Source organism: Vibrio sp. RE88, from assembly GCF_013113835.1.
Lineage (GTDB): Bacteria > Pseudomonadota > Gammaproteobacteria > Enterobacterales > Vibrionaceae > Vibrio.
The window spans coordinates 204,471-217,675 of record NZ_VTYQ01000001.1 but is presented as its reverse complement, the minus strand read 5'-3'; the positions used below and the strand labels follow the sequence as shown (position 1 = coordinate 217,675).

Sequence of the window (13,205 nt, the reverse complement as noted above, 5' to 3'; positions counted from 1 at the left end):
GATTCGGTGTGGGACGTCACGGTGAAGAATTTTTTGATCGAAAAACAATATGGTATTGGGCTTCTGGTTGCATTTCTTTTGGTTATTGCGCCGATGAGTCTGCTGGTTAGCCATATCGATTTACTAAGCTCAGTCTCCTACCCACTTGGTCTGACATTTACTTTGCTGACAGATTCAGCGGGATCTAAAGGGTTTCTCTTCACCTTATTCGTTTTGGTCGCGATCTCGTGGAAGCTGATCCCGAACCGTGTTGAGTGGCTAAGTAAAATGGCTCAGCTTGGTTTGATTCTGCTGGTCGGATTTGCCAGCAAAACAGCGTTAAAACAAGTGACGGAAAGCCCTCGCCCATACACTGAGCTGTTAACGCACCAATTGCTGATCCCGCAGCCTTCTCACTTTTACAATCTAAACACCGTCCAACAGCAGCATGTGATTGACGATATTTCTCATAGCGTGAGCTCGTGGCGAACTCGCCACTGGTTAGGCGAGAAAGACTACTCATTCCCTTCTGGTCACACGATTTTTGCTGCCATTTGTCTGGCGTTTTTTGGCAACCTGTTTATCCAAAACCGACGTTATGGCTTGGCCGCTGCACTGAGTATATGGGCGGTGGGCATGGCATACAGTCGCCTTTGGCTGGGAATGCACCGACCGATAGATCTCGTTGGCTCGGTTTTGTTTGTACTGATGCTGTATATGCTGGCCCCCAAATTTGATCGGATCACTGAAAAGCTCTTCACCCGTTGGTCGCAATTAACAACCTGAATCCAGTTTTACCTAACTGCCCTTAGCCCTGCGAGTAACGTCCTTACTTGCGGGGCTTTTTTTAGGTTCTTGACTATACTCCTACATTAATCCCTATGTTTAATGTGCCTTTTTGTAACTAAAGTAGCAAAACAGACCACATAATTGATAAAACTCGCTATTATTTATCTTGTTTATGTAATTATCACTTTTGGCATAAGTAATTTATGTGTCGTTATCGTTTGGGCAGAGGTTTGCATGCAGATAAAACTATTAAAGCGTCTGATTAAAGACAAAATGTTTAGTAAAACCAAGAATACAGCACTGGGCGTTCAGGTTGCACAGATGGCCGATGCTCGCATGGGTGCGATGTACATGCTAGCCAGTACCGAAATTACCAAAGTGGCGAAGATTTCCAACGCGCACTTTTTTGAAGCCTTTGTGGTCGGAACCGAGCCCTTCGTTGACTTTAAAGATGCGGCAATGGGCCTGCTGAATAAAACCGATACCATGACCAAGCTGAAAAACAGCAAGGTCGCGAAAAAGATGTCTAAAGCGGCGGATAAAGTGGGTGAGATCACTTCTGCGGTTAAGGAGAAACTGAAACGGCTATTCTCCGAGTTTTTCCGTTCTTTGCTGGATAAAGTGAAGAACATCTATGGTGACTTGTTGCATGGCATCGAGTGGCTTGCTGAAGTCGGAACTTGGCTGGCGAGTGAATTCGCAGGCACCTTCTCCAATATCATTCCGGGGTGGGGCTATGTACAAAGTGCCTCTGGGCTTTACTCTGCGGCGAAAAAGTCAGTGCTGAAATCCAAAGACCTGATTTCACAAATCTACCGCGGCCGTGGTGTTGAGTTGCTTGGTGGTCACCCGAGCATCATTTCAAATGCTTTGGCGCGCCACTCTGCAAAAGGCGCGCTGGGTGGAATCAAAGACTTTACCATGGGCGTTGCTGGTATTGGCCTTCAGGCGGCTGGTGATGTTGCCGCAGGGGTAGGCTCATTGATCAGCTTAATCACCAGTATTCTTGAGCGTATCATCAAACTGGTGGACTTCTTTGTACAACGTAGCCTTCTGGCCAAAGTTGTTAAACGTGCTAAGAAAGAGTGGAATAACCGTACTGCGCCAAGCAGCCTAGTGAATGACCATAAAATGTTCTCAGAATGGTTCCAGAATGCGGTGATTACCACGCCTGTTGTCGCGTCTCTGGTGATGGGCAGTGGCTTTGTCGGTCACCCCTATAAGTTTGCTCAGCTTTTGACACCTAAGCTTGAAGTCGTGTCGCAAGGTGACTTCGATAAAGCGGTTGTCTATATCGACAAACTAAAATCGCTGTCGAGTAAATATGTTCAGGAGTATGTCGATAGCTATAAGATTGATTTCACTAGTAAAGACGGTGTGGTCAATGCGCGATTGAATGAACTGAAGAAAGGTAAAGGGTTACTGGATGGTCATGAGTTTACGGTGAAATCCGCGACGCCAGCACCCGTTCCCGTTTCAGTCTAATGTGGGAAAAACAACAAACGGGCCGAAAGGCCCGTTTGTTGTGTCTATAGCTTTAGAATACCGTCGCCAGAATGTCGCTCAATGCCTTGTACGACAGGTGCTTTTGACCAATGGCGTAGTTCTCCTGCATGTGCTGCTGACGTAGGGCGGTGTCGAACAGGTACGCTTCAGTTTGTTCGGCGGCTGCACTGATGCGCTGCAAAGACACTTGCGCGAGGTTGTTGTCATCCCAGCTTAGCTCATCACCGAGGTCGATAATGTGGAAACCAAAATGCTCGATATCTGTTTTGTATACTGGGTAGCGATACACCACCTGAGGAACGTTTGCCACTAAACCTTCTAGGAACTGGTTCCCCCAGCCTTCGAGCCAGCTTGGGTAGGTGACGATATCGGCGTGAACGTAGGCATCCCAAAGAGAGTACTGTTTGATGCCGTTTTTATCACCACGTGAATGCTCGATACGATGGTTGATATCCAATAGCTCAACGTTCATCTGCTGAGCTTTCGCTTTGAGTTTGTCGTAGTATTCGTCTTCTTCGTTCATTCCCGCTAACACGAGAATAATGCGACTATCAGATTCAATTTTTTGTCCACGATACAGCGACTTTCCTACCCATTGTGGTAGCTTTTTCTGAAGGTCGGCGATCAGGTCGACGGCCAGCTCGATCCCCTTGCGAGCCACGATGCGTGTAGCTTGTAAGACAACGATGTCTTGTTCGCGAATACCGAATTCGCTTCTCAGATCTTGGTTGTAGTCGTCGATTTTCCAATCACAACCATCGAAGTCGAAGACATTCGGTACTACTGTTGAGTCATAACTCGTCGCATTTTTCAGAGATTCATTTGCCAACTGGTTGATCACACAGTGCTTGTCCTGCGGGCGTTGCGGAGGGAAATGCTTGTCGAGAATACGTTGGATACTCGGGTAACACGGCTGGCTGAACTTCTCGCGTTCCCAATGGAAGTCATGGTGATGATTGACTACTTTGACGCCTGTGTTTTCTACTGCTTTTTCTAGTCCAATCGCAGCGGCCAAACTGTGGCCAACAGCGAAGATGTTATTAGGAACAATCACGTCGATGTCGAGCTTTTCGATAATCGCTGTTGCTTGTGTCGCGATCTCTTCCGCTTGGCTGTGAATCGCGGCCAGCAACGCTTCTTCGCTTTCAAAGTAGGTTGGCGCTATGAACGCATCCTGAGTGATTTTTGCGTTCAGCTCGTCTTCGTAACGTAGCGCATCAATGCACTCTGCTTCCACACTGCCAGAGCTACCCGCCATGTAAAATACGTCGTGACCCTGCTGCTCCAGTGCCCATTTCCATTTATCCATTTCTAGTGACACACCATCGGTTTCACCGACACGATAGTGGGTTAACAAAATTCGCATGACTTATAGCTCCATTACAACTGTTGAATAAAGGTTTAACCCTTGTGTGTCGTTGCCGGGAGCATTTCGACTGCCCGCAGCAACGCGGTTTAAAATATCCATTGAGACAGTGCCGTTACCGACATTGACTGCGTAGGCTTTCATTGCTGAACCACCGTCAATCGATATGGCATTGCGTATCGTCTCACCGTCAAACAGGTCAATATCAGACTGCGATAAACGGCTGACTAAATTCGCTACATCGACAATGTTCACGCCAACACTCATTTCATGGCGGCCATCAAACAGAAGATAGCCCACATGGTTTTCTGTTTCGATAAACAAGCCGCCCGGCTCACGGATGATGGCGTCAAAGTTATTAGTTTCTTTGCCTGTACGTGACAGAGGCGCGTCAGTGTTTGCCACCTCATCTAGGGCTTGCTCTGCTTGTTGAGCCGTAAATGCTGCGCCAGTCGGGACAATACTTTGGCCGTCGATTACGGATGGCACCAACCCGGCAAGAATTTGTGCATATTCGGCGAAATCACATTGGTGAGAGTATGGCGTGACCGAGACTGGTGTATTTGTCTCCAACCCATGTGGGTAAAGCGCGTCAAACAGGCAAGATTTGATTGAGAGCACGACGCCAAAGGATGGCAGTGGACACTCTCCGCGCCAAACCTTAACGACATGCTCGTGCGGTCGCTGGCCATCCCCTTGGTTACTAATGAAAACGTTGACGCGATCTTCAAGCGGGAGCATAGGAGAAAATTCGACTAATGGCCCTTTGTGGCTCAGCGGAAAGTTGACATTGAAGAGTGCAATATCGTGTTGAGCGACCTTGTCTAATTCTGGGTTGATGTTCTCAACTTTTAGGGTTTGCCCGGCGATGGTTAGATCATAAGCATTGCACTGAATCGCAGGTAGAATCTTGACTTCGCCGCTGTGTTTGACGCCAATACCAGCACTATGCGCGCTCTGAAAGCCTGCGCTCTCGACTTGTCCCTTAACATCGCCAAAGTAGTAAAAACCGAGGTAAGCTAACCTTTCTGGTAACTGATGCTCTGAGGCAGGGTAGCGCCTGCTGTGTGACCAAAGATGGTCGCCGACGTTGAGCTCTTTCGTCATGAAGTAACCAAGATTGCCCACTAAGCCGCGAAAGGCTTTACCCTCAGCCAAGCGGTCTCTCAGGTTAGCGAGTTGGTTGCCCTCAAAGTGATAACCGATGCTAGTCTGCTTGAGCTTCTCTTGTTTCACCCATGCGAGAGTTACTGAGGTAGTGGAAAGCGGTTGTGGCTCTTCTACTTGCGTGTAATCTTGCGGCCCAGGCAGTGACTCTGGATTGATCGCTGGCATCTGAAAATGCACGCGTTTGAGTTCAATTTCTGGTTGTGACTGTTGAGTTGACTCGAACAGCTCACTCAGATCGGCTTCAAATGCTGACTCTGTATTAGGGTGGAGCGGATTACCAAGCGGGCCCTGTGCCATTTTGAATCCTGTCAGTGCGTTGGGATTGAAGTAGGCAGCGGGTGCGATCGTCTGCGTTTTCCAGTGCTCTGCCGAGAGCTTTTGGCACGCATCGGTTGAAATTTGGTTGGTTTTCGGGCTATGTGTCTGATTTTTCATGGGTGTTTTACACGCTTAGGAACAGAATTTAGGCAGGGCGTGATAATGCACGCCCTGTAGGGTCGGTCAGGCCGCGGAGTAGGCCAGTTGGTAGAGCGGAATCATTGCTGCCCCCGTCGCCGCCATCTTGTCTCCGGACAAGGTAGCGGGAGTGATGTTGGGCATGGTTTCTTCGTCTTCCAGATAGTGTTGCAGTGATTCCATGCTGGCAGTGTGTAGCTCCTGAACCAGTTTTGGTGGCAACAGACCACCGACGATGATCTCTTCTGGGTCACAGATGGCACGAATGGCTTGCAGCGCAGACACCAATTGTTGTTGCGCGTTTTTCTTCCACTCGGTGACTTTTTCTGGATTCTTCGATAACAAAGTCGACAGGATCTCTTCACGATGCGGACTCGGCTCTGACATGCCTAAGTAGTCATACAAGCAAGAGAGAGAAGGGCGGTTGTTGCGATCCGGGAACAGTTTACCGATACGGCCCGCGTTTCCGCCTGCACCACGATAAGTCTGGCCATTGAAGAAGTGGCCGCCACCAATCCCGTAGCCAAGATAAAGGTAGAAAAAGTTCGCATGGCGAGCACGTTTAGAGCGCACAGATTCCCCCAGTGCGGCGGCGTTACCATCGTTATCTATCCAACACGGGCAGTTGAAATGTTGGCCGATACGTTTAGGAATATCGATGTCTTCCCACTTTTTCAGATGCGGTGGCATGGTGATGCTGTCGCTACCCTGCACAAAGTTACAACTGGTAGTCATACCAATGCCGATCAGTTTGTCGAATTCTTCGGCAAATGCTTTGGACGTCACCTGAAGCAGATCGGAGAGTTCATCAATAGCGGATTCAGGATCAGAAAAAATGCCGCGAATGGCGCGGGAAAAAACACTTTCTCCGGTAAAGTCGACCAGCTCAATACTGATTTTTTCAAGTTCAATGTTGATGCCAAGGCTGTACGCGGCACTTGGATTAATGCCCAGCTCAATGCCCGGCTGACCGCGTGAACCTTTTTGTTTACCCGTTACCTGAATCAACTCATCATCGAGCATCTTCTTGGTGATTTTCGTGATCGCAGCTGGCGTCAGGCCACTCTTCTCTGCGATCGCGGCGCGCGTTGTTGGCGCGTTGCGATGGATTATCGATAGTATTTGACGCTGTGTATCGGAGCCAAAATCAATCACATTCAATCCTTAACCCATTAGGTTTAATTTTATTGTTCGTCTGGTAGAGGGCATGACACCGTGTATGCACACCACCTAATTGTTCTATTTGATTAATCACCAAAACAACCTCATTCGAGTGACTAATCGAATAGGCCCGGCCGAAACCGGGCGTGAATTATTACATTAATACGTTCTCTACAAACGCTTTTTTCGCTTCAGTTGCGTAGTCTGAAGTAAAGAACTCTGAGCTGTAGCCTCGCTGGGTTTTATCGACCAAGGCGTTTGAGTCATCAGCGTCTGGGTGTTGAGGGGCTGCGCCGAAAGCGGTATTCAAACCTGTTTGTGCTTGCGCCGAGGTGATCCAATGAATGAAGACGGCAGCGGCAGCTTTATTTTTGGCGTTCTGTGGCATCATGATGATGTTACCGCCACCCGGCATACCAAATTCAGGAATGTAGAATTTGATGCGCTTAGTGATCGCCCCTTTCTTCTGCAGACCTGCGAGATGATCTTCCCACGCTGGTGCCATCGCGATTTCACCATCGTTGATTCGAGTCAGGCTGTCTGCGTTCGATGCAGTGATGACAATGTTGTCTTTCTGGTCATCAAACCACTGCCAAGTCTTAGACCACTGCGTCATCGCAGACTGATCCATTGTGTTCTGGAAGTAAACGTCGTTGTTGCCCGATACGTGGTAGATGGCACGTTGGATGAACGCGTTGCCCGCACCACCTTTGTTCGGGTCGTTAACACCAAACTGCTCTGGGTGGGTTTCGATCCAGTTTGTCAGGTCATCAAATGACTGAGGCAGTGTTTTCTCATCGACACGCATTGGGTCGTAAGCAAAACCTGTTTGGTTACCCCAGAAGGCATAAGCGTAGCCTTGCGTCTCTACACCCACTAACTTCGTACGTAGCTTGTCACTGCCAGGAATAATATCCGTCAATGGGCCATAGACCAGGTTGCTTTGCATCATCATTGGCAGCTTGACGGTATCGAGCGCCATCACATCAATAGAACCTTGCTCTCTTTTACCTTCTGCAAGCAGCTTGTTACTGTTACCGGCTTCGTTGCCTTCCGGTACACGTACTTTGATGCCGTACTCTTTCTCGAACGAGCGGAAGAATTGGCGGAACTCTGGTTGGAGGTACCAGATGTACGCGTTCACCATCTTCTCTTTTTTGGCTTGCTCGACGATCTGATCCCAAGTCATCTCGTTCAAGTCATAGGCGAGAGCATTGGTCGACAGACCCGCAGTGGCTGCAATGGCAGCGGTAAGAAGCAATTTTTTCATTGTTGTGTCTCTTTATAGATTTCTATGTTTAGGGGTACATTCGTTATGAATCAGGCTTTGCCTGTCGACTCTGCCAGATAGTTACCTTTCAGCAGACGTTCAATAATTAGCATCAGAATCACGTTAGGAATCACCAGTATCAGAGAAACCACCGCCGCGTTCGGACGAATAAAGGAATAACCTAAGTAGGAGTACAAAATGGTCGGAACGGTAACGTAATCCGGTGAACCCAGTACAAAGGCAATGTTGAATTCTTCAATACTGATCACCAGACAGAAGATCAGTGACGCCAACAGGCCAGGTTTCAGCATTGGCAGGTAGGCGTTTTTGAATGTCGTCCAAGAGTTACCACCCAAATCACGGCTCGCATCGATCAAGTCTTGCGGCACGCTTTTAAAACTCGCCGAAAGAATACGGATTGCGTAAGGCAATGCCAGAACGGTATGGCCAATAACGATACCGACGTAGGCATTTGAAAAATCAAGGGCAATCAACATGGAGCTGAAGAAGACACCGATGATCATGCCAGGCATAACCAGTGGCAGTAGCGTGATGACTTCTGCCACGCGCTTGCCTCTGAAATCGATACGGCCTAACGCGTAAGCGGTCGGTAGGGCCAGTAGTACGGTCAGAATCGCAACTGCTGGAGCGATGGTGTAGCTGTTTTGCAGCGCTTCAACCAGACCGGAGTTTTCCCACATGTCTGTCCAGCGGCCAAATGAAAGAACCTGTGGAAGCACATCTGGGTAGCTCCAAGGGTGCTCAGGGTCAACCAGAGACCACAACAACGCCATGATGAAAGGAACACCCAACCAGAAGAAGTTCACCGCAATAAACAGACCGATGGCGATCTTATTGATAAGCTTGCCATTGGCGGTTTTTATTTTCGGTTTGCTGCTGTTTGGCAAAGCTTTCGATACCAGAGAAGTCATTATTTCAATCTCCCTTTCTTATGAGCGAGTGGAGCAGTTAATAGAGAGATAGCCAGAGCAGCGACAACAGCAGTGACCATGATGATCACAGCGATAACCGCGCCTTTGTTCCATTCCATAAATTCTGTCGATGTGATGTGCATCAGCATCGATAGTGAATAGGTGTTCTTCGGACCCGCGATGGAGTAGAACGAGTAATCACCCAGCGCGCCGATAAAGATCAGAATCAGTGACACCTGAAGCGATGGAATAGAGATCGGGAAGATAATGCCTTTAAAGCGGCTCCACGCTGATGCACCCAGATCAGAGGCAGCATCTAGCACGTCATTTCGGATAGAGTTCACCGCACCTGCCAACAAGATCATGGCAAATGGCAACTGTTTCCAGATTTGTAGCATGATTACGCCCCAGCCGAAATCGTCGTTCTGCATACGAATCGGTTTATCGGTAATGCCGACAGCCATGAGTATCTGGTTAACAATACCGTGGTAAGAGATCACGTTAACCAGAAGGAAAGCCGCTACCAAACCTGGGATGAACATGGGTGCTCTTAACACACCCGTGATGGTGGTTGAGCCCGGGAACGGCTTACGTAGCCACAGTACCAGTGGGTAAGCCATAGCTACGGCGCCAAGTGCACCAATCACCGAGACTTTGACTGAGTAAATTAGAGATTTGTGCAGTTTGGCATCGGCCAATGCTTCTTGCCAGAAAGTGAGGGAGAAACCACTTTCGCCCATCATATTGTGGAAGCCCAGACTTTGTGAGACCACCATGTAGAAGGTGGAGCCCATCAAAAGCATGATGGTGCCAACGCCGGGAAGCAGCATCAGCCACACTTTCCAGCTTGCGATGTTCTTGTTCATGCGCTGACCTCTTCTAGGAAGCGAATGCCTTTTCTTGGAATGGAGAAGTTCAGTGATTGATCATCAAATACCGGCTTTTTCGGTAACTGAACTCGTACTTCCATGGTTGAACCTTCCGCTGGCTGTAACACCAAGTCAGTGACATTGCCCATAAAGGCCATTTTCTGCACGTGAGCGGCAAAGCTATTCTCACATTCGCTGGTGGCGATCTCGGCATCTTCCGGACGCCAGCTCACATAGATGTATTCGCTTTTTGGTTTTTCATCCGATTCGACAACAAACTGGCCCAACTCGGTGTCAATTTGGTAGGTATTGTCCTGACCTAGAGATTTCACTTGAGCAGGCATGATGTTGGCGGCACCAATGAAATCGGCGACAAATCGGTTAGCTGGGCGATAGTAGATGTCTTCTGGCGTACCAATCTGCTCGATACGGCCTTTGTTCAGAACCACGATCTTATCCGACATTGCCAATGCTTCTGCCTGATCGTGCGTCACGTAGATGGCGGTCAGGTTGTATCGCTTTTGAAGTTCACGGATCTCGAAACGGACCGACTCACGTAGTTTGGCATCTAGGTTAGACAGAGGCTCATCGAAAAGGATAACGGCTGGTCGAGTGACCATTGCACGCGCCAGTGCAACACGCTGTTGCTGACCACCGGAAAGCTCACTCGGCATCTTGTGTGCGTGTTCATCCAAATCAACCTGAGTGACGGCTTCCTCTACGCGAGTGATTTGATCCTGCTTGCTGACTTTCTTCTGCTTGAGACCAAAAGCGATATTGTGATCAACACTCAAGTGAGGGAATAAGGCATAAGACTGAAAACACATTGAGGTATTACGTTTTTCTGGAGAAACCGTATTGACCACCTCGTCGCCAATGATGATTTCGCCAGAGTCAGGCGTGTGGAATCCACCAATCATCTTGAGCAGTGTTGTCTTGCCACAACCGGATGGACCCAGAAGGGTAACCATTTCCCCTTCTTCTGCAATAAAGCTGATGTCTTTTGACGCTACAAAGTCGCCAAAGTTCTTACAGATGTTTTTAAGTTCTAGTCGTGACATTCGATTGCCTTTTTCCTGTCGAAGTTGTTCTAGCATCAACGCGTAGAGTAGAGGACTAATATGACAATTATATTAACCAAGTTAATTTAATGTTTTTGTGAAAGTGTTCACGACTTGAGCTTTGTTAGGTTTTTGCTGAATAAAAGAACACAAAAGTGTGATCTTTTTTGAGGAAAATGGCGATATTGATTAAAGGTGTTAATTTAAGTGTATGAAAAAATAGAGCCGTCTATTCGACAGCTCTATAAAAAGAGATTATTTTGACTGCAATAAGCTTAAAATTTGTTCAGTTTTAATTTTCATAAGCTCAACGTTTGCTCGGGATTCAACGTTGAGGCGCACAACTGGCTCCGTGTTAGAACTGCGTAGATTAAAGCGCCAGTCGTTAAACTCCATGCTGATACCATCGGTGTAATCAACGGTAAGTGCATCTTGCTCAAATATGGCTTGAATACGTTGGATAGCTTGATTTGGGTTATCCAATGTTGAATTGATTTCACCAGAAGATGGGAAGGCTGCGATGCGCTCAGCTACCAAGCTCGACAGGGGTTGGCCCTTGCGACAGATAAGTTCGCTGACCAGTAGCCATGGAATCATACCGCTGTCACAGTAGCCGAAATCTCGAAAGTAGTGATGCGCGCTCATCTCTCCGCCATAGACTGCATCTTCACTGCGCATTCTTTCTTTGATAAAGGCGTGACCTGTCTTGGACATGACGGCTTCACCACCACTACGCTCGATAATATCAATGCTATTCCAAGTTAAACGAGGGTCATGGATCACCTTTGCACCAGGGTGCTTGGCAAGAAATGAGTCTGCCAATAGGCCAACAATATAGTAGCCTTCGATAAACTGGCCTTGTTCATCAAACAAGAAACAGCGGTCAAAATCACCATCCCAAGCGATGCCCATATCGGCTTTGTGCTCTAGCACAGCGGATGAGGTCGCGTGGCGGTTTTCAGGGAGCAGAGGGTTCGGAATTCCATTGGGGAAATTGCTGTCCGGCTCGTGGTGAATTTTAATCAGCTCAATCGGTATCTGCAGTTGCTGAAAGCGCTCCTCCAAAGCATCGACCACGTGACCAGCTGCGCCGTTGCCTGAGTTTACGACCAGTTTCAGTGGCTTTATATGCTCTGCACTTATATAGCTGAGCAGGTGTTCGGTGTACTCATTGAGGTGAGAGGCTTGCTGGTAGCGGCCTTTTTGTGCTGGTTCATTAAACTCAGCCTGTTCTGCCAACGCCTGAATGTCTTTTAGGCCAGTATCACCACTGATGGGTTGAGCATTTTCTCGAACTAGCTTTAAGCCGTTGTAATCTATAGGGTTATGGCTAGCAGTAATTTCAATGCCACCGTCTACATCCATGACTTGCGCGGCGTAGTAGATCTCTTCGGTGCCCGTCAGGCCAAGGTCGATGACATCAACACCAGCATCAATCAAGCCATCGGCCAGTGCCAGTTTAAGCGGCTCGGAAGTGGCTCTCGCGTCACCGCCAACCACGACTTTTTTGGCATTCAGATATTGACCAAATGCTCGACCGATACGATACACCACGTCGTAATTGAGCTCTTGTTCGAGTTTGCCTCGAATATCATAGGCTTTAAAGCACGTTAGCTTTTTCATTCATTACCCTTATATATCAGCGCGTTATTGATTAGCTTTCCTGCCTGTCTGACAGGTTGGTGGGCTTATCTGGGTAATGGTTTGTCGCCAATAAAGGGAACCAATTCCCTGTAAAGCTCACAATTTCACTTTTTTGAATAAATTAACTTAACTAATTTAACTTATTGGGAGTAGTATATATCGAAAATTATGCGGAGAGCTACTCATGAACTATGCACCAGCGGTTGGGGTCAAATTTAATCAGGACGGCACAGTCCGACACTTCCCCGGCAACACCTTTATCTGCCATATCGATCAATCTATTGATTTAATTGCTGAACTTGAGTGGGCACAGAACCAGCTTAAGGCGATGCAATGTGCAGCTAAGTTCTCTTTTCTGCCAATTTCTTCAATGCATATGACGGTATTTGAGGGGGTATGTGATCAAGTCAGACAGCCAGAGAAGTGGACCAGCAAACTGCCCCTTGATGCGCCTTTAGCTCAAACTACGGATTTTTTTGCTAGTGCAGTCAGTCAGATCGGGGCCCACTCAGGTTTTGAAATGATGTTTGATTATGTCTACAACTGCCCGATTGGTGGCACGTCAATTCGAATCAAACCGGCGACGGACGAATCAAACCTGGCACTGAAAAATTGCCGTGAACAACTAAGAGCATCAACAGGCATCAATATGCCTGAGTTTGACGCTTATCATTTTCATATCACGCTCAGCTATCGCATCATTGAGCTTGAAGAGAGTGAAAAGGTAGAGCTGCAGCAAGTTGCGGAACGTATTTCAGAGCGTTTTTCTCAGTCATTCGGACGACTGAAACATGGTGCTGTAGAGTTCTGTCGCTTTGATGATATGTTCAAGTTTGAACCGCTATTAACCTTATCATAAACATGGACTTAGCGGCGTAACTCACCTGCGCCGCTACCTTGATATTCAGCTAAATATCACAGTTTTTTACTCAAGTATTCATCAATAGCTTTCAAACCCAGCAAGCTGAGCGTTCAGTGCTAAGCTCATAGTTAGTCATTTTG

The 13,205-nt window shown here is 47.8% G+C and carries 11 protein-coding genes; 3 read left to right on the top strand and 8 right to left on the bottom strand.

The window, feature by feature from the left end; all coding sequences use genetic code 11:
* The first annotated feature begins 21 nt into the window (after positions 1-21).
* Entirely contained in the window at positions 22-765 is a 744-nt protein-coding gene (locus F0265_RS01035; protein WP_171747409.1) for a phosphatase PAP2 family protein, read from the top strand.
* Positions 766-1,002: 237 nt separating this feature from the next.
* Positions 1,003-2,253, top strand: coding sequence for a hypothetical protein (locus F0265_RS01030; RefSeq protein WP_171747408.1), 1,251 nt, complete (start codon positions 1,003-1,005; stop codon positions 2,251-2,253).
* 52 nt (positions 2,254-2,305) lie between these two features.
* Here the strand turns inward: F0265_RS01030 and F0265_RS01025 are convergent, their stop codons facing one another.
* From F0265_RS01025 to F0265_RS00990, 8 genes are all read right to left on the bottom strand, one after another.
* Positions 2,306-3,640 carry a glycosyltransferase family 4 protein gene (locus F0265_RS01025; RefSeq protein ID WP_171747407.1) on the bottom strand — a complete coding sequence of 445 codons (1,335 nt, stop codon included), beginning with the start codon at positions 3,638-3,640 and terminating at the stop codon, positions 2,306-2,308.
* A 3-nt stretch (positions 3,641-3,643) separates the two neighbouring features.
* Positions 3,644-5,245: a hypothetical protein gene (locus F0265_RS01020; RefSeq protein WP_171747406.1), complete on the bottom strand. Its 1,602-nt coding sequence runs from the start codon at positions 5,243-5,245 to the stop codon at positions 3,644-3,646.
* 66 nt (positions 5,246-5,311) lie between these two features.
* The gene (locus F0265_RS01015; protein WP_038157052.1) at positions 5,312-6,421 is read right to left on the bottom strand and encodes an ROK family transcriptional regulator; all 1,110 of its coding nucleotides are present in this window, start codon (positions 6,419-6,421) and stop codon (positions 5,312-5,314) included.
* Between the two features lie 160 nt (positions 6,422-6,581).
* Positions 6,582-7,697, bottom strand: a complete 1,116-nt coding sequence (locus tag F0265_RS01010; protein ID WP_095663312.1) for an extracellular solute-binding protein — start codon at positions 7,695-7,697, stop codon at positions 6,582-6,584.
* Positions 7,698-7,747: 50 nt separating this feature from the next.
* Positions 7,748-8,629 carry an ABC transporter permease gene (locus tag F0265_RS01005; protein WP_171747405.1) on the bottom strand — a complete coding sequence of 294 codons (882 nt, stop codon included), beginning with the start codon at positions 8,627-8,629 and terminating at the stop codon, positions 7,748-7,750.
* Positions 8,629-9,495, bottom strand: a complete 867-nt coding sequence (locus F0265_RS01000) for an ABC transporter permease subunit (RefSeq protein WP_171747404.1) — start codon at positions 9,493-9,495, stop codon at positions 8,629-8,631. Before F0265_RS01000 ends, F0265_RS01005 begins: the two co-directional genes overlap by 1 nt.
* Positions 9,492-10,559, bottom strand: coding sequence for an ABC transporter ATP-binding protein (locus F0265_RS00995; RefSeq protein WP_171747403.1), 1,068 nt, complete (start codon positions 10,557-10,559; stop codon positions 9,492-9,494). The genes F0265_RS01000 and F0265_RS00995 overlap by 4 nt, the downstream gene beginning before the upstream one ends.
* Positions 10,560-10,814: 255 nt before the next feature.
* Entirely contained in the window at positions 10,815-12,182 is a 1,368-nt protein-coding gene (locus F0265_RS00990; protein WP_171747402.1) for a phosphomannomutase CpsG, read from the bottom strand.
* 205 nt (positions 12,183-12,387) lie between these two features.
* Between F0265_RS00990 and F0265_RS00985 the strand changes: the two genes are divergently transcribed.
* Positions 12,388-13,062 carry a DUF1868 domain-containing protein gene (locus F0265_RS00985; RefSeq protein WP_171747401.1) on the top strand — a complete coding sequence of 225 codons (675 nt, stop codon included), beginning with the start codon at positions 12,388-12,390 and terminating at the stop codon, positions 13,060-13,062.
* Positions 13,063-13,205 lie beyond the last annotated feature (143 nt).